The sequence below is a fragment of the Bifidobacterium sp. VU/mBH4 (B4) genome, from assembly GCF_058199535.1.
Genome location: NZ_JBVPQJ010000001.1, coordinates 429574 through 451537 on the forward strand (window position 1 = coordinate 429574; position 21964 = coordinate 451537).

A 21964-nucleotide genomic window follows, 5' to 3' on the forward strand; every position below is an offset into this window, starting at 1 on the left:
CCAGATAATACCATCGCTGCTCTGGTATTAGACGCAGACACTCGGACGGAGCCCACGGCTGTAGACTGGCGGAAGGTCGCTGCGAGCACATCTGCACGGGATGAGAGGTTGACTAATGACATACGATTTCACCAGCATCATGGACAGGCACGGCAAGGACGCCATTGCGGTTGACGGCCTGGGCGCCGAGCCTGGATTCGCCCCCGACCCTCCCAAGGAGGGCTTCGATGTCATCCCCATGTGGGTGGCCGATATGAACTTCCCTACGGTGCCGACCATACCCGAGGCCATCATCGAGCGTGCCAAGCACCCGGCCTTCGGCTACTTCAATCCCACTGACGAGTACTACGACGCCATCATCAACTGGCAGCGCACCCGCAATGGTGTGGAAGGCCTGACGGCTGAGGACATCGGCTATGAGAACGGGGTCCTGGGCGGGGTTGTCTCGACTTTGACTGCCTTCGCGGCTCCCGGCGATGCGGTTTTGCTCCACAGCCCGACCTATGTCGGCTTTACCTCCTGCATCGAGAACAATGGCTACCACATCGTGCACAGCCCCTTGAAGAAGGACGAGCAGGGCGTCTGGCGCATGGACTTCGAGGACATGGACCGCAAGCTCAAGGAGAACAACATCCATGTGGCGGTCTTCTGCAGCCCGCACAACCCCTGCGGCCGTGTCTGGGAGAAGTGGGAGATCGAGAAGGCCATGGAAGTATATAAGGAGAACGACTGCGTGGTCATCTCCGACGAGATCTGGTCAGACTTGATCCTGTCGGGCCACAGGCACATCCCCACCCAATCGGTCAGCGAGGATGCCCGCAACAGGACGGCTGCCTTCTATGCACCCAGCAAGACCTTCAACCTGGCCGGGCTGGTCGGCTCCTACCACATCATCTACAACAAGTATCTGCGCGACAGGATTGTGGCCAAGGGGTCCAAGGCCCACTACAACGATATGAACGTGCTGTCCATGCATGCCCTGATCGGGGCCTACAAGCCCCAGGGACAGGAGTGGGTGGATGAACTCCGGCAGGTTTTGACCGGCAATGTGGACTACGCCTACGATTACATTCGGCAGCATTTCGAAGGAGTCGAGCTTTCCAAGCCCCAGGGCACCTACATGCTCTTCCTTGATTGCACGCAGTGGTGCAAGGACCATGATCTCAACCTGGACCAGCTGCTCAAGCGTGCCTGGGATGTGGGTGTGGCCGTCCAGGACGGGCGGCAGTTCAAGGCTCCCTGCGCCATCCGCATGAACCTGGCTCTGCCTTTGAGCCGTGTCCAGGAGGCCATGGACCGTCTGGGCAAGTACGTCTTCAACGCCTGAACGATCCCTGAATGATCGTGGACCCTCGCTGTCGGACAGAGCCGATCGGCGAGGGTCCATCATATGCGGGCGAATCCTTGCTACAGAATCACTGGAACTGCATGCCGCCGTCCACAATCAGGGTCTGGCCGGTGATGTAGTCGGAGTCGTGCCCAGCCAGGAAGGCTACGGCATTGGCCACATCCTCGGGCTCGGAAAGCCGTCCCAGGGCGATGCCGTCCGAGAAGGTGGACATGCCCCACTCGTCATCCTTGCCGGCGTTGACCCCCACCTGATGAGCGATGTCCATCATCATGGGCGTCTTGACAATGCCGGGGGCGTAGGCGTTGGCGGTGATGCCATCCTTGGCCAGATCGCGAGCAGCCACCTGGGTCAGGCCGCGGATGGCGAACTTGGTGGAGGAATAGAGCATCAGGTTGGGGTTGCCCACCACGCCGGCCTGGCTGGCGGCGTTGATGATCTTGCCCCCGTGGCCTCGATCACGGAAGGCCTGGACAGCGGCCTGCATGCCCCAGATGGTTCCTGCCACGTTGACGTGGTAGACCTTGTCGAACAGTTCCGGGGTGATGGAATCGATGGGGGTGGTCGGTCCCAAGCCAGCGTTGTTGACGATCACATTGAAGTCGCCCAGTTTGGTGGCCGTCTTCTCTACCGCCGAGCGCACCTGGACACGATCGGTCACGTCCAGGGTGACAGCCATGGCCCGTCCCTCAGATTGATTGATGGAGTCGGCCACTGCCTGGGCCTTGTCGGTGTTCATGTCCGCCACGGCCACGGCGAACCCGTCCTTGGCCAGACGGCGGGCAATGGCCTCGCCGATTCCCTGAGCCGCCCCTGTAACGAACGCCACTTCCTGCTGCATTGCTGCCCTCCTTTGTCGCCTCGCCGGGCCGGTCGGTCCGACTGTTTGATTCTAAAGGGCGCGCGGTCCGCCACACCGGTTGGCTGATTCGGCGTGTGGCGCAAGGGGGTCGTATTCTCCCCGGGTTGCGCTAGACTATTACGCGGTTGCCGGTTCACGTCCGCCACAGGGGCGGTCGACCCGGGGCCCTTGAATCTAGGAGTAACCATGAAGCAGGGAATTCATCCCGATTATCATCCCGTTGAGGTCACGTGCTCGTGCGGCAATACCTTCATCACCCGTTCGACCGCTCCCGGCGATCATATGACGGTTGATGTCTGCTCGCACTGCCACCCCTTCTACACCGGCAAGCAGAAGATTCTGGACACCGGTGGTCGCGTGGCTCGGTTCGAAGCCCGTTACGGCAAGAGGACCAAGTAGCACTTCCAACGCCAGTCCCTTCCGGGTCGCTCTGCTATGCCCGGCGGGGACTGGCGTTTTTTATGACTTGAACCATGCGGATGAGCGGACGGGAAGGGTGTAGATGAGCGAGGAGCAGTTTCCGGCGGCGGTGGCTGCCGTCGAGGAGTACGGTCGCCTGGAAAAGCAGATGAGTCAGCCCGAAACGGCTTCAGATCCGGCGCAGATCCGCAAGTTGGGCCGCAGGCATGCTGAGCTCGCACCCATCGTTGAAGCCTACAAGGCCTATCAAAGCGCCTTGGAAGACAGCCAGGCCGCCGAACAGATGGCACGGGAGGATCCTGACTTCGCGCAAGAGGCCAAGGCCATGGCTGACCGAATACCGGACCTGGAACAGGCCCTGCGCACCGCGCTTATTCCGCGTGATCCCGATGACGGCCGCGATACGATCATGGAGATCAAGGCCGGCAGCGGCGGCGAGGAGGCGGCCCTCTTCGCTGGCGATCTGATGCGCATGTATGTGCGTTATGCCGAAAAACGCGGCTGGGCCACTGAGATCATGAGCGAGAACCGTACCCAGCTGGGCGGGGTCAAGGATGCCCAGCTGGCCATTCGCGCTCGCGGCCAGGTGGCTCCGGCCGACGGCGTCTGGGCTTCGCTCAAGTACGAGGGCGGCGTGCATCGGGTCCAGCGCATCCCCGTCACCGAGTCCCAGGGCCGTATTCAGACCTCAGCTGCCGGAGTCATCGTCTTCCCAGAGGCGGACGAGGACGACGACGAGATCGAGATCGACCCCAAGGACCTCAAGGTTGACATCTTCATGAGCTCCGGCCCGGGAGGACAGTCCGTCAACACCACCTACTCGGCTGTGCGCATGACCCACATTCCCACCGGCATCGTGGTCTCCATGCAGGATGAGAAATCCCAGATACAGAATCGTCAGGCCGCCCTGCGGGTGCTCAAGTCCCGTCTGCTGGCCATGAAGCACGAGGAGGAGGCCGCCCAGGCCGCAGACATGCGCCATTCCCAGGTCCGTTCCCTGGATCGGTCCGAGCGTATCAGGACCTATAACTTCCCCGAGAGCCGGATCGTGGATCACCGTACCGGCTACAAGGCCTACAACCTGGAGCAAGTCCTGGACGGCGACCTGCAGGCCGTCATCGACTCCGATATTCAAGCTGATGAGGCCCGCAGAATGGCTTCGCAGGGGTGAATCAGCAGGAGCGCGGGACCAGTCTGGTTGAGCTGGTCGATAGGGGCCATCACCTGCTGGCCCAGGCTGGCATGCCCACTCCGCTCAATGATGCCAGGCTGCTGCTGGCCGATGCCCTTGGGTGCGATCTGCACCAGCTGGATCAGGCGCTGCTCTTGGATCGGACTGCTGAGGAACTGCTGACGAACGGTGTTGGTCGCAGACAGGCCGAAGATTCCCAGTCGGCGGCCCTGGACCGTTATCAGTCCTATCTGCAAAGGCGGGTCGGACGCGAACCCTTGCAGTACATTCTTGGCCACGCCTGCTTTCGTTATTTGGATCTCCGCCTGGGTCCGGGGGTCTTTATCCCCCGTCCTGAGACCGAAACGGTGGCTCAGGCAGGTATCGATGCCTTGACTGGAGTGGATCATCCACTGGCAGTGGATCTGTGTTCCGGCAGTGGAGCCATCGGCCTGTCCTTGGCCACAGAGGTTCCAAGGGCGCGGGTTCGGGCCGTGGAGGTGGACAAGGATGCATATCGGTGGGGTGCGTTGAATGCCGCCGCTCAGGAGGCTGCCATTCGGGAGGCTGGATCCGACTATCATCTGCTCTTGGCTGATGCCACGGATTCCGCCGCCCTGTCTGATCTGGATGCCCATGTGGATTTGGTCATCAGCAACCCTCCCTACGTCCCCATGGATGCGATTCCTAGCCAGCCCGAGGTGCGTGACTGGGATCCGGACCTGGCCCTCTATGGCGGTTCACCCGACGGGTGCCTTGTGCCCTGCCGCATTCTGGACAGGGCCATGGTTTTGCTGGCACCCGGCGGTCTGCTGGTCATGGAGCATGACGCCTCCCAGGGGGCGGCCATGGTTGCAGCTGCACAGGAGCGAGGGTACCTGGATGCGCACACACACCGGGATCTGACTGGCCGCGACCGCTATCTGACAGCCCGACGGCCAGGGTGACGGGACGCAGATCCGCGGTTCTTCAGATCCTGGCGGGCTGCCGGGGTCCTGGGATAGATTGGTAGCTGGTCACATGAACATGTCGAGCCGAAAGGTCGTGATGCAGGGTATGAGCCAGGTGATGACCTATGACAGTCGGTCGCCGCAGTTACTGGCCCAGGTGGTGGCCGCCGGGGGGCTGGCGGTCATTCCTACCGACACGGTCTATGGCATCGTCTGCGATCCATGCAATGACGCGGCCATCGATAGGCTCTTCCAGGCCAAGCACCGTCCCAGGACCAAGTCCATCCAGGTGCTGTTGGATGGGGAGGAGGCCATGGACCGGCTGGATCTTAGCCTGCCTGCGCCTCTGGATCGCCTGTCCGATGCCCTGTTGCCGGGCCCCTTTTCGCCTATTGCCCTTGTAGGAAGTTCCTGCCCTCTGCGCACCCCTCGAAGGGAGCCCGAGGGTCCCACCCAGGCCGTCAGGGTGCCTGACTCGTCCATTTGCCGGGCCCTCCTGCAGGTGACCGGCCCCCTGGCTGCTTCCAGCGCCAACCGATCCGGCAATCCCAGCGTGGAGACCGTCCAGCAGGCCGAATCCGAGCTGGGTGACAGCGTCGATCTCTACCTGGACGGGGGGCCGACCCCAGGCTCAGTGGCCAGCACGGTGGTGGAAGCCGACAAGAATGATCCTGACGGAATACACGTGCTGCGGCAGGGCGTCATAGGCGAGACTCGGGTCCGCGCAATACTGTCCGGCCAGACCAGCAGAGGGGAGGGTCAGTGAGGGTATACCTGTTCATTGCTGCCATCGCTGGCGGAGCCACCTGGCTGGTCATGCCCATGGTTCGTCATCTCGCCATCCGGGTCGGTGCCGTAGGTGTGGTCCGCGCTCGGGACGTGCACAAGGTGCCCACTCCTCGTATGGGCGGCTTGGGCATGCTGATAGGCTTTGCCGTGGCCATGTGCTTCGCCTCCCGCATTCCCTTCATCACGGGTCTCTTCCAGTCCGGACATCAGGCCTGGGTCATTCTGGCCGGGGCCGTGGCCATCTGCCTGCTGGGCATAGCCGACGACCTTTGGGACCTGGACTGGATGCTCAAGCTGGCCGGCCAGCTGCTGATTTCGGTCTTCGTCTCCTGGGGTGGCATCCAGATCATCTCCCTGCCTCTGGGATCCCTGGTGGCGGCCTCGCCCAGCCTGTCCATGGCCATCACAGCCTTTCTGATCGTGGCCTCCATCAATGCGGTCAACTTTGTGGACGGCCTGGACGGCCTGGCTGCAGGCATCGTAGCCATCGGGGGCATCGCCTTCGCCATCTACTCATATATCATCGCCCGCATCTCGCCCGACTATGCCTCCCTGGCGACCCTGATCGACGTGGCCATGGTGGGCATTTGCGTGGGATTCCTCCTGCACAACTGGCATCCGGCCAAGCTCTTCATGGGCGATTCAGGATCCATGCTGCTGGGATACTTGATCACCTGCGCTTCGATTGTGGTGACTGGTCGGCTGGATCCGGCCACCATTCACGCCAGCATCTATTTGCCGGCCTTTATGCCCATTCTTTTGCCCATCCTGGTGCTTTTCCTGCCCGTTCTGGACATGTGCTTGGCCATCGTCCGGCGGCTCAGCCACGGGCAATCACCCATGCACCCCGACCGCATGCACCTGCACCATCGTATGCTGCGCATCGGTCACACGGTTCGGTCCGCGGTCCTCATTCTCTGGGGCTGGGCCGCCCTGATTTCCTTCGGCTCGCTCTTTATTCTTTTCTTCCCACTGAGATATGTCTTGATCGGTCTGGCCCTGGCCGCCATACTGCTGACCTTCGCTACCCTCTACCCCTACTACCGTCGTCGCCTTCCCGAAATCAGACGTGAGAACGCTCTTCTCGCCACCCAAGGTTCGCAGCATGCGGCCAGACCGCACAGGCATCGCAAGAGCCGCCACGACAAAGATGAGGACAATTGATTCGCCCAATGAAATAGTGCGGACACGGTGCGCTGAACGGTCAAGAAGCACTTGTAGCATGGTGCTATGGCTATGGAAAACCCACAAAGCGAACCCTCCTCCTACACTCAACTTCCCGACGCCTTCCAGAAAATCGGTCTGGCTTATGACGACGTCCTCCTGCTGCCCAACGAATCCGATGTCATCCCCTCCGAGGTAGACACCACCACCCGGCTGACCCGGAACATCACCATGAAGTCCCCGGTCCTTTCGGCTGCCATGGACACTGTCACGGAGGCCACCATGGCTGTGGCCATGGCCCGAAACGGCGGCATCGGCGTCCTCCACCGCAATCTCAGCATCGAGGATCAGGCCAATCAGGTCGACATCGTCAAGCGGTCCGAGTCCGGCATGATCTCCGACCCCCTGACGGTCACCCCAGATGCCACGCTGACCGACCTGGACAAGCTCTGCTCCACCTACAAGGTCTCCGGTCTGCCCGTGGTGGATCGTCGGCAGCGGCTGGTGGGCATCATCACCAACCGTGACATGCGCTTCGTCAATCCCGCTGACTTCGACAGACTCAAGGTCAGCGACATCATGACCAAGGACCATCTGATCACCGGCCCGTCCAACATCACCAAGGAAGATGCCCATGAGCTGTTGGCCAAATACAAGGTGGAGAAGCTTCCCCTGGTCGATGACGAAGGCAAGCTGACCGGGCTGATCACCGTCAAGGACTTCGTCAAGACCGAGCAGTACCCCGAAGCCACCAAGGATGAGCGCGGACGGCTGCGTGTGGCTGCAGCCGTGGGCTTCTTCGGCGATGCCTGGCAGCGCATCACCGCCCTGGCCGATGCCGGGGTCGACATCCTGGTCGTGGACACCGCCCATGGCCACGCCAAGCTCATGCTGGACATGATCCGCAGGATCAAGGCTGACCATGCCTTCGACCATGTGGATGTGATCGGCGGCAACGTGGCCACCCGTGAGGGCGCCCAGGCGCTGATCGATGCCGGCGTTGACGCGGTCAAGGTCGGCGTGGGCCCTGGCTCCATCTGCACCACCCGCGTGGTTGCCGGTGTGGGCGTGCCCCAGCTGACCGCCGTCTACGATGCAGCCCTGGCCTGCCGCCCTGCCGGGATTCCCCTGGTGGCCGACGGCGGAATCCATTACTCCGGCGACATCGCCAAGGCCATCGTGGCCGGGGCCGATTCGGTCATGCTGGGCGGTCTGCTGGCAGGCACTGAGGAGGCTCCTGGCGAGAAGGTCCTCCTGCATGGCAAGCAGTACAAGGTCTACCGGGGCATGGGCTCGCTGGGCGCCATGGCTCCGCGCGGCAAGAAGAGCTACTCCAAGGACCGCTACTTCCAGGCCGATGTGACCAGCTCCGACAAGGTGGTGCCCGAGGGTGTTGAGGGCGAGGTGCCCTACCGCGGTCCGCTCAACTATGTGCTCTACGAGCTGGTCGGCGGCCTGCATCAGACCATGTTCTACACCGGTGCCCGAACCATCCCCGAGCTGCAGCGCAAGGGCCGGTTCATTCGGATCACCGATGCCGGTCTGCGTGAATCGCATCCCCATGACATCGTCATGACCAAGGAAGCCCCCAACTACTCAGGCTTCCACAACTGAGCCAAGATAGGCAGGTGATCGGCGCAGGATCTCATCAGGACCTGCGCCGATTGCATATCACAAGTCAGTCATGGTCCGGTCGGCTGTGCTGGCGTACCCCCCGCCGGTCACGTGCTGGCGGTATCTTGTAATGTTCCGTTCAAGACGGCGGAAGAAGCGATCCGGTGCGCGACCCGGATCTGAAAGGCGTACAGATGAGCGATAACAATGATCTGACTTTCTCTGCGGAGGAATCCCGCATGATCTGGATTGACTGCGAGATGACCGGTCTGGATATCTTCCATGACGAGCTGTGTGAGGTCTCCGTGGTGCCTACCGACTTCAACATGAAGGTCCTGGACAAGGGCATCGACCTGGTCATCAAGCCCTCCCAGGCGGCCCTGGACCATATGGGAGACTTCGTCAGGAAGATGCACACCTCCTCCGGCCTGATCGAGGAGATGAAGACCGGCCTGGATCTTGAGGAGGCCCAGCGTCAGGTGATCGAGTACGTCAAGCCCTTCCTGCCCAAGAACGGCAAGGCTCATCTGGCAGGCAACTCGGTGGGCTCCGACAAGAAGTTCCTCGACAGGTACATGCCTGATCTGATGGATCTTCTGCACTACCGGGTCATCGACGTAAGCACCCTCAAGGAGCTGTCCCGCCGCTGGTACCCGGACGTCTACAAGAACAAGCCGGCCAAGCATGGCGGCCACAGGGCCCTGGCCGACATCATCGAGTCCATGGACGAACTGCGCTACTACCGCTCCATGTTCTTCCTTCCGGCTCCCGGACCTGACCAGGCGCAGTCCAAGGCCGGGGCGGAACAGATCGAGCAGACCAGCCTGCTGCGTCATTACGAAGAGTCCGGCAATCCGGTCGAGGACGCCAACAAGCCTGAGAAGACCGACTACTGACAGGCATGGCCATGTACCTCTGACGTGGCACCATGGAGGCATGCAGCAATCCGAAGCCTTGACCATATTGAGTGCGGGGGCCAATGCCTTCATCACGGGCGCCCCCGGGTCAGGCAAGACCTTTGTGCTCAACGAGTTCGTCGCCCAGGCCCGTCAGGCCGGGGCGGTGGTGGCGGTGACCGCCTCGACCGGCATCGCCGCCACGCACATCAACGGCCAGACCATCCACTCCTGGAGCGGAGTGGGTATCGCCACCTGCATGACCGAATCGCTCTTGAAGCGGATCAAGACCCGCCGTCGCAGACAGATCGAGGGCGCCGACATCCTGGTCATCGACGAGGTTTCCATGATGCACGCCTGGCTCTTCGACATGGTGGACCAGGCCTGCCGTGCCGTTCGCCACAGCCCTGAACCCTTCGGAGGGATCCAGGTGGTCCTTTCCGGGGACTTCTTCCAGCTGCCGCCGGTGACGCGATCCAACCGAGCTGCAGGAATACCGCCCAGCCCTGAATTGCAGGCTGCCCGGGAACGCTATGCCCAGGCCGGCAAGGATCCGGACGGGTTCGTCACTGAATCATTGGTCTGGCAGGATCTGGACCCGGTCATCTGTTATCTGACCGAGCAGCACCGCCAGGACGATGGCCAGCTCTTGACCGTCCTGACTGACATCAGAGAGGGTGGCGTCACTCAGGAGGATCATGAGGTCCTGGCCGCCCGTGTGGGCGCAGTGCCCGCTCCTGGCCAGGTGGCGGTCCATCTCTTCCCGGTCAACAAGCAGGCCGACATGCTCAACGACCAGCGCCTGGCCTCCATCGACGAAGAGGCCCACCATTACCAGGCCACATCCCGAGGTGAGGCCAGGCTAGTGGAACGGCTGAAGAAGAACATGCTGGCCCCCGAGGATCTGGCCCTGAAGACCGGGGCCGCGGTCATGGCCCTGCGCAACGACCAGGACCATCAATATGTCAACGGCTCTATCGGCACCGTCAGTGGATTCACCAGCTCGGCCAAGGGGGGATGGCCGATCGTCTCCTTCCAGAACGGCAACGTGGTCACCATGAAGCCGGCCGCCTGGGAGACCATGGACGGGGACACGGTCTTGGCCGCCGTCAATCAGGTTCCCCTTCGCTGTGCCTGGGGAATCACCATCCACAAGTCCCAGGGGATGACCCTGGACAGGGCAGTCATGGACCTGAGACGGACCTTCGCGCCAGGGATGGGCTACGTGGCCCTCTCGCGTGTGGAAAGCCTGGATGGGCTCTACCTGACGGGCATCAATGAGCACGCCTTCCTGGTCTCTCCCGATGCCGTCGTTCTGGATGCGGGTTTGAGGGCTGAGTCCAAGGCGGCCTGCGCCCGTCTGAAGGATGAAGGTCCTGAGTCCTTCACCAAGCGAGCCGTCGGTCAGGAGCCAGAAGACGAATTCAGCCAGGACCAGCTTTTCTGAAGGGTGGCCCTTATTAGTCTTGGCCTGGTGTAGTTATTGGGGTCGCTAGAGATGCCATGACAAGCGAACCATGTCTCTAAGGCGAATTCCGTTCTCGACAATGGGTCGCTGGTAGCGATTGAGAAAATAGTCCCGTTCAATGCGGTCCATGCGAAACCCGCATGTTTGGTAGAAGCAAAGGGCTCCAAAACTGGTGGATCCGGTCCCGACTTCCAGCCTTCTCAGACCCAGCCTGACGGTCTCCATCTTGGCTCGGTCTATTAATCTGCTTCCAACTCCCAGTCTGCGTAAAGCGCGGTCCACGCTGATGTTGGCAATTTCCAAGGTATCCGTGTTTGGTCTGACAAGCAGCATGACACCGGCCAGAGTTTGTCCCACTCGGATTTCGTAGGCGCGGGAATGGGTGAAAACGTCATGGATTATCCGTTCTGAGGGATCGGCCTCCAGGAGGAGCGTCATGTGCTCTGCGTCGAGGTTGGTAAAGGTCTGGATGGTCACACCCGGCTCTGATGACATAGGTGCCCGCCTTGTCCTGGTAAATCAGAAAACCTGTTCGATATACACCCATCATATCTTGGCTGTCTTGATGGAGGGGGCTTGGAGCAGGGTGGATGCCCGGTTATGAATTGACCGACTTTCACCTGCCTATGCTGTTTGGTTTCGGGCTTGGTTGCGCGAATCGTCATGTAGCTTCCCCTGCAGCTGCTTGTCCCTTTGCGCGCATATCTTTGGGAGGTATGAGAACCAAAGCCATGCGCATGTCAACCCTCTTTCTGCGGACCCTCAGGGAGGATCCGGCCGACGCCGATGTGGACTCGGCCAAACTCCTGCAGCGGGCCGGTTATGTCCGCAAGGTGGCCCCCGGCATCTTCACCTGGCTGCCGCTGGGTCTGAAGGTCCTTGACAAGGTCCAGGCCGTCGTCCGGGAGGAGATCAACGGCATTGGCGCCCAGGAGGTTCACTTCCCAGCCCTGTTGCCTCGCGAGCCCTACGAGGCCACCCACCGCTGGGAGGAGTACGGGGAGAATCTCTTCCGCCTCCAGGACAGGCATGGCGCCGATTATCTGCTGGCCCCCACCCATGAGGAAATGTTCACCCTTTTGGTCAAGGACATGTACTCCTCATACAAGGACCTGCCCGTGGTTCTCTACCAGATCCAGACCAAGTACCGCGACGAGTTCCGTCCCCGTGCCGGGCTGATCAGGGGTCGCGAGTTCATCATGAAGGACGCTTACTCCTTCACCGTGGACAAGGAGGGGCTGAAGAAGGCCTACCAGGATGAGCGCAGCGCCTATGAGCGAATCTTCAAGCGTCTGGGCGTCAATTACGTGATCGTCCACGCGGTCTCCGGACCCATGGGCGGATCCGAGTCGGAGGAATTCCTGGCTCCGCTGCCCATAGGCGAGGACACCTTTGCCCTGGCTCCCTCGGGGAAGGCATGGAACGTGGAGGCGCTGACCACCCCGCGTCCCGATCCCATCGATTACACTGCGACCCCGGCCATGCAGGAGCTGGACACTCCCGACTCGACCACCATCGACACTCTGGTGGAGCGGTTCAACCAGCTGCATCCTCGTGAGGACGGCCGGGACTGGACTGCTGCCGATACTCTGAAGAACCTGGTTGTGGCCGTCAAGCACCCTGCGGATGATGACCATCCCGAGGGCTGGCGGGAGCTGGTGGCCGTCGGCCTGCCGGGCGACCGTCAGGTGGACATGAAGCGGCTGGAGGCCCAGTTCGCCCCGGCCGAGATCGAGGAGGCCAGCGAGGCTGACCTTGCTGGCCACCCCGAGCTGGTCAAGGGATACATCGGACCCCGCGTTTTGGGTCCTCAGCGTTCGGACACTGAGTCCGCCGCTCACATTCGCTACTTCCTTGACGCCCATGTGGCGCCCGGTTCAGCTTGGGTGACCGGGGCTGATGCCGAAGGCGTGCACCTGGCCAATGCGGTCTACGGGCGTGACTTCCAAGCCGACGGAGTGGTGGAAGCCGCCGAAGTGCGTCACGGTGACATGAGCCCTGACGGTTCCGGGCCGCTCAGCTTCGAGCGTGGCGTGGAGATCGGCCAGGTCTTCCAGCTTGGGCTGAAATACTCTGACGCATTGGGTTTGAAGGTCCTGGACCATAACGGCAAGGCTGTGCCGGTCTGGATGGGTTGCTACGGCATCGGCATCTCCCGTGTGCTGGCCTGCATCGCCGAGATGCATCACGATGACAAGGGTCTGGCCTGGCCCAAGGCTGTCGCCCCTGCCGCGGTGCATGTGGTGGCCACCGGCAAGAAGCAGGAGGCCTTCGATGCCGCTGAGAAACTGGTCGCCGACTTGGAGGACCGTGGCGTTGAAGTCATCTATGACGACCGGCCTAAGGTGTCTCCCGGGGTCAAGTTCAAGGATGCCGAGCTGATCGGGGTGCCCCTGGTCGCCATTGCCGGTCGAGACACCATCGCCAACGGCACCATCGAGATCCGCAACCGCGACGGCTCGGATGTGCAAGCAGTTCCTGCCGATCAGGCCGATCAGGTGATCGTGGATAGGATAGGCGCCCTAGAGTAGGTTATGCCGCACTCATATAGTTGCTTATCGCAACTGATACAGAAGGGTGGGGTCTTGGTCACGTCATGATGTATGCGACCAAGACCCCACCCTTCTGGTTTATCGGTTTGGGTTCAGGAATCTATCAGGTCAGATGCGCAGCAGAATGGGCAGATGATCCTGGCGCTCGCCGGTGTCCACCGGTTCGCTGGTGCTGACTTGGCCAGCGATCCGGTTGGAGGTCAGCCAGTAGTCGATGCGCCAGCCGGAGTTGTTGATCTTGCTCTTTGGGGCCCGCTGGGCGAACCAAGTGTAGACGCTGCGGTGATCGTCGTAGAAGCCGGCGGCATCGCCATGGATCTTTCGGAAGGTGTCGGTGAAGCCCGCATCCAGCAGAAGGCCGAACTTCTCGCGCTCCTGGTCGGTGAAGCCGGCGGAGTGATGGTTGGAACCGGGGTTGGCGATGTCAATCTCCTCATGGGCCACGTTGAAGTCGCCACAGGCCAGGACCGGCTTGCGGGCATCCAGCCCCTGCAGGTAGCGGCGGTAGCAATCGTCCCAGACGCCACGTGGTTTGAGCCTGACCAGTCCCGATCCGGAATTGGGGGTGTAGACCGTGGTGACGAAGCAGTCCGGGAACTCCAGAGTGAGCATGCGGCCCTCGTCGTCCATGGTGTCCGGAGCGTCGATGCGGGGGCGGGTCACAGTAGGCTCCGGCAGGCTCTTGCGGTAGAGCATGAGCGTGCCTGCATAGCCTGTGCGGGCCGGGGCCTCGGAGCGGCGATCCACTTCCTGGTAATCGGGGAAGTAGCGCATGAGCGCCTTCAGGATGCCTGCGGATTTTTTCTGATCGCCGTTGAGCTTGGTCTCCTGGATGGCTACGACATCAGGGTCCAGATCCCGGATGGTCTCCACCACCTTCAGGGAGAGGGCGCTGCGGCTGCTCTTGCCCAGCAGGGCGGCGTTGAGCGAATCGATGTTCCAACTGACCAGCGTGTGAACCATGACTGCGGGTCCTTCCAAACCGTGCCGACATATCTGCTCTCACAGTGTAGCCCAGGACCGATGTTCGATGTCCTTGCGCAGTGAAAGAGCCATTGCCAAACCAGCCGTGGGCAGGGTTGTCCACCACGCAAACAGGCCGAGCCCATTCGACCACAATGGCCTTCGGGTCGGGTGCGCGGAACCTGTGCGGAGGCAGGATGGAGTCACCGTTCGACGGAGGGTTCCTGGCCGGGGCCAGTCCCTTCCCCCGCTCCGATTATCCGCGCTCTGGCTAGGGATTCTCCGTGGGACGGCTTCACTGCTATGCAATGAGTAATCGACCGGCAGGTTTACAGCGTCGGATTCATACCATCGACAGAGAGGTTCCGATATGTCCATCAACGAAATAAAAACGACGGTCTTCGGTTTTATGGGGACCCAGCCAGCTCGTCTGGGACAGCCGGGAGCCACGCCGGTCTGCTCCTTCAGGCTGGGCTCTACACCGGCCTATTACGATGCTGCGGCTGGGGTATGGAAACGAAAATCCACTACCTGGCTGACAGTCAAGGCTTTCAGGACTCTGGCGGTTAATGCTCTGGCCTGTCTGCACAAGGGCGATCCGGTCATGGTGACGGGATCCTTGGTGACAGAGGAGTGGACCAGCGACGGCCAGCCGCATAGCAGCCTTGTCTTGGTAGCGGATGGCATCGGTCACGACCTGGCTAGGGGACAGGATACCTTCACCAGGATCCGATCGGGCACTGCATCTATCGATGAGGGGGCCGCCGGTGCGGATCCTTGGACCACTCCGCTGACATCTTCACCCTCTGAAACCGCCCCAGCATCATCGGTATCATCTGCAGCCGAGCGGACACCAGTGGGGGCTTCCAATGCTGGATGAGCAATGGTTGTTTCGGCCGAGCGAGACGAAGGCGGGAGGCCGGCTGATTCCAGTCGACATCCCGCCTTGATCAACAGGCTGATTGAAACCGTCAACCGATGATTTCAATCAGAACAGGCTTACCAGATCTTGACCCGTGCTTCGGGTTCCAGCCACATGCCGTCGTCGGCGGTGACCCCGAAGGCCTGGTAGAAGCGATCCACATTCCTGACGATGCCGTTGGTGCGGAATTCAGCAGGGGAGTGGGGGTCGATCTGCAGATACTGTTCGGCCAGCTGATCCCTGTTCTTGGTCCTCCAGATGGAGGCATAGGACAGGAAGAACCGCTGCAGGCCAGTGTAGCCGTCCATGACCGGAGCCGAGGCCAGTGCCTGATCCATGACCGCGTCGTCTGACCTGGCCGTGCCGCCCTGCCGCTTCTGCAAGGCGATGGCATAGGCCTTGATAGCGATGTTGACGCCTCCCAGGTCTCCTATGTTTTCGCCGATGGTCAGCGCCCCATTGACATGAGGTGCCTGCTCGGGCTTGTCGGCGTACTTCTCGGCAAGCTGCTGGGGGACGAACCCGTTGTACTGTTCGATGAGCGCCTTGGTCCGCTGCTCGAAATTCTCACGGTCCTGCGGGGTCCACCAGTCCTGCAGACGTCCGTCGCCGTCGTACTTGGAACCCTGGTCGTCGAATCCGTGGCCGATCTCATGACCGATGACCGATCCGATGCCTCCGTAGTTGACGGCATCGTCGGCTTCAGGATCGAAGAAGGGCGGCTGCAGGATGGCTGCCGGGAAGACGATGACGTTCAGGGTGGGCTCGTAATAGGCGTTGACCGTCTGAGGGTTCATCAGCCACTCTTCCTTGTCCACAGGCTGGCCGGCCTTGCCGAACTGATAACCGGACTCGTAGAGGTTGGCCCGCCGCACGTTGTCGACCAGGCCCAGCTTCTCGTCCACAGCCAGGGCCGTGTAGTCGCGCCAGTGCTCGGTGTAGCCGATCTTGGGCGAGAATTTGTCCAGCTTGGCCAGAGCCTTGACCTTGGTCTGTTCGCCTAGCCAGTCGCTGGAGGTGATGGAGACCCGGTAGGCGTCGATCAGGTCTGAGACCAGGGCCTCCATGCGGGCCTTGCTGGAGGCAGGGAAGTGCCGACGCACATATTCGCGTCCGACCTCCTCGCCGCAAATGCCGTTGACCAAAGAGACGGCTCGCTTCCAGCGGTCCCGCATCTTGGTCGTGCCGGAAAGGACCTTCCCGTAGAAGTCGAACCTGGCCTGATCGAAGTCGCTGCTGAGCAGACCTGCCCACTCGATCAGAGTGTGCACGCGGGCCCAGAGCTTAAGGTCATCCAGGTCGCTGGTCTTCCATAGCTCGTTCAACCCCTGCAGGAAGGAGGGTTCATGCACGATGGTCCTGGACAGGGCTGCGTTCAGATCGACTGGTTGCAGATTGGCGACCGGGCTGGAGGCATAGGCCCTCTGCCAGGACTCGATCCAAGTGTGCAGATCGAAATCGGCAAGCGTTGACTCCAAGTCTTTTAGGGTGGTGGGATTGTAGGTGCGATCCTCATCTCTGGTGGATACATTGTCCCAGTGGCGTGCCGCTACGCGCGTCTCGACCTCAAGGAAAGACTCCGCCTGCCTGTGGGCTTCCTCCTGGTCGTCGGCGTAGCCGGAGAGCCTGAGCAGTGAGGCGACCATGTCGATGTAGGCCTGGCGGACTGGAGCGTAGCTCTTCTCCCGGTAGTAGGCCTCGTCGGGGAGCCCCAGCCCGGCCTGCTCCATATGAGCCACGTTGACGCCGGCGTTGCCTGGATCGCCATAGATGGCGATGCCGAACAGGTCGGGGCCGCCAGTCGGATTGAGCTGGCCAAGCAGGCTGGTCAATGCCTTCTTGTCGGGTGCAGCATCGATGGCCTGCAGGTCGGAGCGGATGGGTTCCATACCCGCAGCCTCGATGGCATCGGTGTCCAGGAAGCTGCGATAGAGCAGGGCCGATTTGACGGCCGGGGATTCCGGATCCTCAAGGATTTCATGGATCTGTGCTTCGGCATCCTCGGCAAGCTTGTCGAAGGAGCCGAACCGGGAGCGGTCCTCGGGCAGACTGTAGGTGTCGATCCAGGGGCCGTTGACGAAGCGGAAAAGATCGTCCTGAGGGCGAATGACCGAAGAGAAGGAGGCCGGATCAAGTCCGGAGGAGGTCGTGGATTCTGTAGATTGTGCCATGGTACAAGCCTAGCCATCTTTGGTGACATGCCATGCCCTGTGGTCACCGGAAATCGGCGGATCGACGAATCATCCGCCGAAGGGAAAAGCCGCGATTGCCTCTGTTGGTGATTTACACTTGGAAGACGGTAACAGGGCGGCCCATCAGCTGCCCTGAGCGAGCGAAAGAGGACGGTATGACGGATCCCATGCAGGGCGGTCAGCCCAATCAGTACGATGGTCAGGATTCTGGGCAAAATAGCGGCCAATACCAGAATAATCATGGTCAGTATGGGCAATACCCCGGCTATCAGGGGCGCCCGCCACGCATGGATCCTTTCTCCATGATCGCTGAGGACCTGGGATTCAGAACCCTGCGGGCCATCCGCGTCATCATGGGTGTCATGGGCGTGATTGGAGTCATCCTGGGTCTGGCCTTGCTGCTCAGGCCGGACAAGACCCTGATCGCCGTGACTGTGGTGCTGGGCATCTACTTCATCATCTCCGGCGTGGTCCGTCTGGCCACCTCCATCGTGTCCAAGGGACTTCCCGGCGGTTGGCGGGTGCTGGGTGTCCTCTTTGGCGCTCTGATCGCCGTCGGCGGCATCGTTATCGTCAGGAACACGGCCCTGTCCGCTTCAGCGCTGACCCTGCTGGTCACCATCATTGTGGGCATCAGCTGGATCATGGAGGGCGTGATGAGCCTGGCCGCCTCCTGGGGGCTCCCGCATTCAGGCTGGGCCATCTTTTCCGGCATCGTCTCCATCATCGCCGGGGTCATCGTAATGATCTACCCGTTGAGCTCCGTTATCTTCCTGGTTATCTTCAGCGGGTGCGCTCTTCTGGTGCTGGGAGTCGTCTCCATTATCAGGGCCTTCACCTTCGGCCGGAACTGAGAGCCGGACTCGTCCGAGTGACCCGATAATACTGAGAGGTAGTACTTGGGCAGGATCCTGAGGGGGCGGCACCCGCGGGCACCAATCATGAAAGGACGCAGAGGATGATCGAGCTCAAAACCAAGCAGGAGATCGAACAGATGAAGCCGGCGGGCAGGTTTGTCGGCAGCATTCTCAAGGAGCTCAAGGCCATGAGCAAACCTGGGGTCAACCTTCTGGAGCTGGATAACTACGTCAAGGACAGGATCAACTCCCGCAAGGGAGCCACTTCCTGTTATGTGGATTATGCGCCTGATTTCGGCACCGGACCCTTCGCCCACTACATCTGCCTATCTGTCAACGATGCCGTCCTGCACGGGGTGCCTTATGACTACAACCTCAAGGACGGCGACCTGCTTTCCCTGGATCTGGCCATCAACGTGGACGGATGGGTAGGCGACTCGGCCATCAGCTTCGTGGTGGGCGAGCATGCCGATCCGGAGGATCTGCGGCTGATTCGGACCACCGAAGAGGCCCTGAAGGCCGGCATCGCCCAGGCTCAGCCCGGTAACCGCCTAGGCGACATCTCCGCTGCAGTCGGTGAGGTTGCCCATGAAAACGGATACAGCGTCAACCTGGAGTTCGGCGGACACGGGGTAGGGCGGATCATGCATGGTGATCCCCATGTGCCCAATGACGGCACTCCCCATCACGGCTACAAGCTGCGCCCGGGTCTGGTCATCGCCATTGAGCCTTGGTTCCTAGCGACCACCGATCAGATTTACCAGGATCCCAAGGATGGGTGGACCCTGCGTTCTGCAGATGGATCGCGCGGTGCCCACAGCGAGCACACCATCGCCATCACCGAGCAGGGGCCTGTCATCCTGACGACCAGGGACTGAGTCGAGTGCTGTAAGGACTATAGGGGACCTAGGAATGTCCACAATGTGGATGTTCCTGGGTCCCTGTTTTATGTCGGCCCTTTCCTCCTGGGAGTTGCCATCTGCAGGCTGGTGCGGGAAGGAAGACGGCACTGCCTTGGGCTCGCGCGTCGTGACCAGGGGCGACGGATTGCTGCTTGCGGTTACAAGCCGGTAATCGAAGTCGTGATTGTTTCTGTTAGCATGTCGGCAATTCCAAGCCGGTACAGGTGCCGGTAGCCTGATCCGGCATGGCCGTCGACGCTCACTGGCACCTCACTGGTTGATTGACAGGAGGTGCGTGGTGTCTACAGCACGGTTGTCCATCGGTTCCGACCAGGTTGATCTGCCATTGGTCCGCGCCACCGAGGGGCCCGACGGCATTCTGGTCTCCTCCCTGCGCAATGACGGCTGGGTCACGCTCGATCCCGGCTTCCAGACCACAGCTCAGTGCGTTTCGGGAATTACCTTCATTGACGGCAAGCGGTCCATACTGCGCTACAGGGGCTATGCCATAGAGGACTTGTGCGCCCAGTCCAATTTTCTCGAAGTGGCCTGGCTGCTGTCCCATGGCGAACTGCCTGATGCCGAGCAGTACCAGCGGTTCCGCAGCCATGTCCTGGGTTACACGGTCGTGGGGGAGGACTTCCGCCATCTGCTCTCGTCCTTCCCCCGCCAGGCTCACCCCATGAGTGTGCTGGCCGCAGCGGTCAACGCACTTGCAGGCTTTCATCCTGACACCTGCAATGTTGATGATCCTGATCAGCTGGAGGAGGCCAGCGCCATCATCATGGCCAAGGTGCGCACCATCGTCTCCCTGATCCACCGTCGTCGCCGCGACCAGCCTCTGCTCTACCCGGACAGAACCTGGGGCTATGTGGAGGACTTCCTGCGGATGAGCTTCGCTATGCCCTACCAGCCCTATCAGGCCGATCCTCTCAAGGTGCAAGCCCTGGACAAACTCCTGATCATCCATGCCGACCATGAGCAGAACTGCTCCACCTCAGTGGTGAGGATTGCCGGATCGGCCCGCGCCAACCTGTATTCTGCGGTGGCTGCCGGCATCAACACTCTGTCAGGCCCCTTGCACGGCGGTGCCAACGAGGCCGTGCTTCGTCAGTTGAAGAACATACGGGATTCGGGCCTGGGCGTACGAGGCTATGTGGACCAGGCCAAGAGCGAGGGGCGGAAAATCGCGGGTCTGGGCCACCGGGTCTATAAGTCCTATGACCCGCGCGCGGCAATAGCCAAGCAGTGGCTCTACAAGCTCATGGACGAGCCCGACCAGGACAGGAACGCCGAGGATGCAGAGCTCTTCGACGTGGCCCTCCAGCTGGAGGACCTGGCCCTGCATGACGACTACTTCGTCGAGCGGCACCTGTATCCCAACGTGGATTTTTACACCGGGCTCATCTACCGCGCCATCGGCTTCGACCCGGAGATGTTCACCACGCTCTTCGCCTTGGGACGCATCCCCGGATGGATCGCCCAGTACCGGGAGATGCTGGACGATCCTGACACGAAAATAGGTCGACCCAGGCAGGTCTATACCGGTCAGGGGCCACGCGACTACCTGCCCATAGAAGAGCGCTGAGTCTTATGACCGCCTGGGTTCAGTTGGCGTGCAGCCGCTCGTTCAGCTCGATCCCCTTCTTGCGAGGCAGGGCTCTGACCTGGCCCGTGCGGGAGTCGCGGATGAAGAGCAGATGATCCCGTCCGCTGAGTGCTGCCCCCTTGACCTCCTGGTCGCCCAGGCCGATCTTGGTGCCGGCGGTGACATAGAGGCCGGCTTCAACCACGCAGTCGTCGCCCAGGGAGATGCCGATGCCGGCGTTGGCTCCCAGCAAGGAGTGCTGACCGATGGAGACCCGATGGCGGCCTCCGCCGGACAGGGTGCCCATGATGGAGGCTCCGCCGCCGATGTCCGAACCGTCGCCGACCACGACTCCCTGGGAGATCCGTCCTTCGACCATGGAGTGGCCCAGAGTTCCAGCGTTGAAGTTGACGAAGCCCTCATGCATGACCGTCGTTCCCGGCGCCAGATGGGCGCCGAGCCGAATCCGGTCGGCGTTGCCGATGCGGACTCCCTCGGGAACCACGTAATCCACCATGCGAGGGAACTTGTCCACGCTCAGCACTGTTACTTGTGTCACCGGGATGCCCGGCATGGACCGGCTGGCTGCGGCCATGACCGCTGACCTGCGCAGGGCGAAGTCCTCAACGGCAAAGGGTCCGTAGTTGGTCCAGACCACCGTGTTGAGCTGTTCGAAGATTCCATCCAGGTTCATGCTGTTGGGAGGAGCCAGGCGCATGCTGAGCAGATGAAGCCGCAGATAGGCATCGGCTGCATTGGCTATCGGGCCATCCAGATCGGCCACAGTGAAGACCGGAACCTTTCGGATGCCGCGGGCGTCCGGCTGGCTGTTGACTTGGTCGCCAAAGCCGTGGTTGGGACGGCTTGCCGGGGTCGGCGGCGTCGAGATCTCGGCCTTGGGGTACCAGACGTCCAGGGTCCGGCCCTGCTCGTCCTGGCTGGCCAGGCCCCAACCCCATGCGGTGCGTGCTGTGCTCATCGTTCCTCCTTCAGGCGGTGCTCTCGTATTGGCATAAGCTGTCTTACAGGATAAACCGGTCGACGCTCAAACAGAGACGGTCCGTCCGACAGTCGGGTCTGGAGGGTCGCCAGCCAGGTCCCAGCCGATAGGTAAAATTATCAACTATGAGTGCCTACAGTCATGAGCGCGAGCGCCGGGAACGTCGGCGCCGCAACACAGCCAGGGCGGTCTGCCTGGTCATTGCCGTGGCTTTGCTGGCCAGTCTTGTCATTCCCGCCATCTTCAGCGGCCTTTGACCCGGTCCGTCAGGTCGGCGGGAATCCGGCCGTCACAGTCAAAGGCAAA

General features: G+C 61.4%; 20 protein-coding genes. 15 read left to right on the forward strand and 5 right to left on the reverse strand.

Translation table 11 applies throughout. The annotated features are described in order from the left end of the window. Positions 1-115: 115 nt before the first annotated feature. Positions 116-1327 (forward strand): MalY/PatB family protein, encoded by a 1212-nt coding sequence (locus AC0AII_RS01880; RefSeq protein WP_490445880.1) that lies wholly within the window; start codon positions 116-118, stop codon positions 1325-1327. An 88-nt stretch (positions 1328-1415) separates the two neighbouring features. On the opposite strand, the gene AC0AII_RS01885 is transcribed toward AC0AII_RS01880, so the two are convergent. Then, positions 1416-2189, reverse strand: coding sequence for a (S)-acetoin forming diacetyl reductase (locus AC0AII_RS01885; RefSeq protein WP_490445881.1), 774 nt, complete (start codon positions 2187-2189; stop codon positions 1416-1418). 207 nt (positions 2190-2396) lie between these two features. On the opposite strand from AC0AII_RS01885, the gene rpmE reads away from it, so the two are divergent. The 8 genes from rpmE to AC0AII_RS01925 all read left to right on the forward strand — a co-directional run bounded on the left by rpmE (position 2397) and on the right by AC0AII_RS01925 (position 10661). Continuing rightward, positions 2397-2609 (forward strand): 50S ribosomal protein L31, encoded by a 213-nt coding sequence (gene rpmE, locus AC0AII_RS01890; protein ID WP_015022244.1) that lies wholly within the window; start codon positions 2397-2399, stop codon positions 2607-2609. A gap of 103 nt (positions 2610-2712) precedes the next feature. Further along, positions 2713-3801: a peptide chain release factor 1 gene (prfA, locus tag AC0AII_RS01895; protein WP_490445882.1), complete on the forward strand. Its 1089-nt coding sequence runs from the start codon at positions 2713-2715 to the stop codon at positions 3799-3801. Continuing rightward, the gene (gene prmC, locus AC0AII_RS01900) at positions 3798-4748 is read left to right on the forward strand and encodes a peptide chain release factor N(5)-glutamine methyltransferase (protein WP_490445883.1); all 951 of its coding nucleotides are present in this window, start codon (positions 3798-3800) and stop codon (positions 4746-4748) included. Before prfA ends, prmC begins: the two co-directional genes overlap by 4 nt. 109 nt (positions 4749-4857) lie before the next feature. Further along, positions 4858-5517 (forward strand): L-threonylcarbamoyladenylate synthase, encoded by a 660-nt coding sequence (locus AC0AII_RS01905; RefSeq protein ID WP_490445884.1) that lies wholly within the window; start codon positions 4858-4860, stop codon positions 5515-5517. Further along, entirely contained in the window at positions 5514-6704 is a 1191-nt protein-coding gene (locus AC0AII_RS01910) for an MraY family glycosyltransferase (RefSeq protein ID WP_445340982.1), read from the forward strand. Before AC0AII_RS01905 ends, AC0AII_RS01910 begins: the two co-directional genes overlap by 4 nt. Positions 6705-6770: 66 nt before the next feature. Next, positions 6771-8318, forward strand: a complete 1548-nt coding sequence (gene guaB / locus AC0AII_RS01915; RefSeq protein WP_288804900.1) for an IMP dehydrogenase — start codon at positions 6771-6773, stop codon at positions 8316-8318. A 194-nt stretch (positions 8319-8512) separates the two neighbouring features. Continuing rightward, the gene (orn, locus tag AC0AII_RS01920; RefSeq protein ID WP_490445885.1) at positions 8513-9214 is read left to right on the forward strand and encodes an oligoribonuclease; all 702 of its coding nucleotides are present in this window, start codon (positions 8513-8515) and stop codon (positions 9212-9214) included. 40 nt (positions 9215-9254) lie between these two features. Next, the gene (locus AC0AII_RS01925) at positions 9255-10661 is read left to right on the forward strand and encodes a PIF1 family DEAD/DEAH box helicase (protein ID WP_490445886.1); all 1407 of its coding nucleotides are present in this window, start codon (positions 9255-9257) and stop codon (positions 10659-10661) included. Between the two features lie 45 nt (positions 10662-10706). On the opposite strand, the gene AC0AII_RS01930 is transcribed toward AC0AII_RS01925, so the two are convergent. After that, positions 10707-11177 carry a GNAT family N-acetyltransferase gene (locus AC0AII_RS01930; RefSeq protein WP_490445887.1) on the reverse strand — a complete coding sequence of 157 codons (471 nt, stop codon included), beginning with the start codon at positions 11175-11177 and terminating at the stop codon, positions 10707-10709. Positions 11178-11398: 221 nt separating this feature from the next. Here AC0AII_RS01930 and AC0AII_RS01935 point away from each other — a divergent pair, with 221 nt between their 5' ends. After that, positions 11399-13213 carry a proline--tRNA ligase gene (locus tag AC0AII_RS01935; RefSeq protein ID WP_490445888.1) on the forward strand — a complete coding sequence of 605 codons (1815 nt, stop codon included), beginning with the start codon at positions 11399-11401 and terminating at the stop codon, positions 13211-13213. A 129-nt stretch (positions 13214-13342) separates the two neighbouring features. Here the strand turns inward: AC0AII_RS01935 and AC0AII_RS01940 are convergent, their stop codons facing one another. Continuing rightward, positions 13343-14197 carry an exodeoxyribonuclease III gene (locus AC0AII_RS01940; protein ID WP_490445889.1) on the reverse strand — a complete coding sequence of 285 codons (855 nt, stop codon included), beginning with the start codon at positions 14195-14197 and terminating at the stop codon, positions 13343-13345. Positions 14198-14567: 370 nt separating this feature from the next. Here AC0AII_RS01940 and AC0AII_RS01945 point away from each other — a divergent pair, with 370 nt between their 5' ends. Next, positions 14568-15077 (forward strand): single-stranded DNA-binding protein, encoded by a 510-nt coding sequence (locus AC0AII_RS01945; protein WP_490445890.1) that lies wholly within the window; start codon positions 14568-14570, stop codon positions 15075-15077. 119 nt (positions 15078-15196) lie between these two features. Here AC0AII_RS01945 and AC0AII_RS01950 read toward each other — a convergent pair whose 3' ends face one another. Beyond that, the gene (locus AC0AII_RS01950; RefSeq protein WP_490445891.1) at positions 15197-17290 is read right to left on the reverse strand and encodes a M13 family metallopeptidase; all 2094 of its coding nucleotides are present in this window, start codon (positions 17288-17290) and stop codon (positions 15197-15199) included. Positions 17291-17466: 176 nt separating this feature from the next. Here AC0AII_RS01950 and AC0AII_RS01955 point away from each other — a divergent pair, with 176 nt between their 5' ends. The 3 genes from AC0AII_RS01955 (at position 17467) to AC0AII_RS01965 (ending at position 20658) form a co-directional block, all read left to right on the forward strand. Then, a complete protein-coding gene (locus AC0AII_RS01955) occupies positions 17467-18165 on the forward strand; it encodes an HdeD family acid-resistance protein (RefSeq protein ID WP_490445892.1) in 699 nt (232 codons plus the stop codon). A gap of 104 nt (positions 18166-18269) precedes the next feature. After that, a complete protein-coding gene (gene map, locus AC0AII_RS01960; protein WP_490445893.1) occupies positions 18270-19046 on the forward strand; it encodes a type I methionyl aminopeptidase in 777 nt (258 codons plus the stop codon). A 322-nt stretch (positions 19047-19368) separates the two neighbouring features. Further along, positions 19369-20658: a citrate synthase gene (locus AC0AII_RS01965; RefSeq protein WP_490445894.1), complete on the forward strand. Its 1290-nt coding sequence runs from the start codon at positions 19369-19371 to the stop codon at positions 20656-20658. A gap of 19 nt (positions 20659-20677) precedes the next feature. Here AC0AII_RS01965 and dapD read toward each other — a convergent pair whose 3' ends face one another. Then, complete coding sequence (gene dapD / locus AC0AII_RS01970; RefSeq protein WP_490445895.1) at positions 20678-21637, reverse strand: 2,3,4,5-tetrahydropyridine-2,6-dicarboxylate N-succinyltransferase; 960 nt, start codon at positions 21635-21637, stop codon at positions 20678-20680. Between the two features lie 146 nt (positions 21638-21783). On the opposite strand from dapD, the gene AC0AII_RS01975 reads away from it, so the two are divergent. Then, positions 21784-21915 (forward strand): hypothetical protein, encoded by a 132-nt coding sequence (locus tag AC0AII_RS01975; RefSeq protein ID WP_255297770.1) that lies wholly within the window; start codon positions 21784-21786, stop codon positions 21913-21915. Positions 21916-21964: the final 49 nt, after the last annotated feature.

Coding starts and splice junctions, on each gene's coding strand:
- AC0AII_RS01955 (WP_490445892.1), top strand. CDS start 17,467: ATGACGGATCCCATGCAGGGCGGTCAGCCCAATCAGTACGATGGTCAG.
- rpmE (WP_015022244.1), top strand. CDS start 2,397: ATGAAGCAGGGAATTCATCCCGATTATCATCCCGTTGAGGTCACGTGC.
- AC0AII_RS01940 (WP_490445889.1), bottom strand. CDS start 14,197: ATGGTTCACACGCTGGTCAGTTGGAACATCGATTCGCTCAACGCCGCC.
- guaB (WP_288804900.1), top strand. CDS start 6,771: ATGGCTATGGAAAACCCACAAAGCGAACCCTCCTCCTACACTCAACTT.
- orn (WP_490445885.1), top strand. CDS start 8,513: ATGAGCGATAACAATGATCTGACTTTCTCTGCGGAGGAATCCCGCATG.
- AC0AII_RS01880 (WP_490445880.1), top strand. CDS start 116: ATGACATACGATTTCACCAGCATCATGGACAGGCACGGCAAGGACGCC.
- AC0AII_RS01930 (WP_490445887.1), bottom strand. CDS start 11,177: ATGTCATCAGAGCCGGGTGTGACCATCCAGACCTTTACCAACCTCGAC.
- AC0AII_RS01935 (WP_490445888.1), top strand. CDS start 11,399: ATGAGAACCAAAGCCATGCGCATGTCAACCCTCTTTCTGCGGACCCTC.
- AC0AII_RS01975 (WP_255297770.1), top strand. CDS start 21,784: ATGAGTGCCTACAGTCATGAGCGCGAGCGCCGGGAACGTCGGCGCCGC.
- prfA (WP_490445882.1), top strand. CDS start 2,713: ATGAGCGAGGAGCAGTTTCCGGCGGCGGTGGCTGCCGTCGAGGAGTAC.
- AC0AII_RS01925 (WP_490445886.1), top strand. CDS start 9,255: ATGCAGCAATCCGAAGCCTTGACCATATTGAGTGCGGGGGCCAATGCC.
- dapD (WP_490445895.1), bottom strand. CDS start 21,637: ATGAGCACAGCACGCACCGCATGGGGTTGGGGCCTGGCCAGCCAGGAC.
- AC0AII_RS01905 (WP_490445884.1), top strand. CDS start 4,858: ATGAGCCAGGTGATGACCTATGACAGTCGGTCGCCGCAGTTACTGGCC.
- AC0AII_RS01950 (WP_490445891.1), bottom strand. CDS start 17,290: ATGGCACAATCTACAGAATCCACGACCTCCTCCGGACTTGATCCGGCC.
- AC0AII_RS01945 (WP_490445890.1), top strand. CDS start 14,568: ATGTCCATCAACGAAATAAAAACGACGGTCTTCGGTTTTATGGGGACC.
- map (WP_490445893.1), top strand. CDS start 18,270: ATGATCGAGCTCAAAACCAAGCAGGAGATCGAACAGATGAAGCCGGCG.
- AC0AII_RS01885 (WP_490445881.1), bottom strand. CDS start 2,189: ATGCAGCAGGAAGTGGCGTTCGTTACAGGGGCGGCTCAGGGAATCGGC.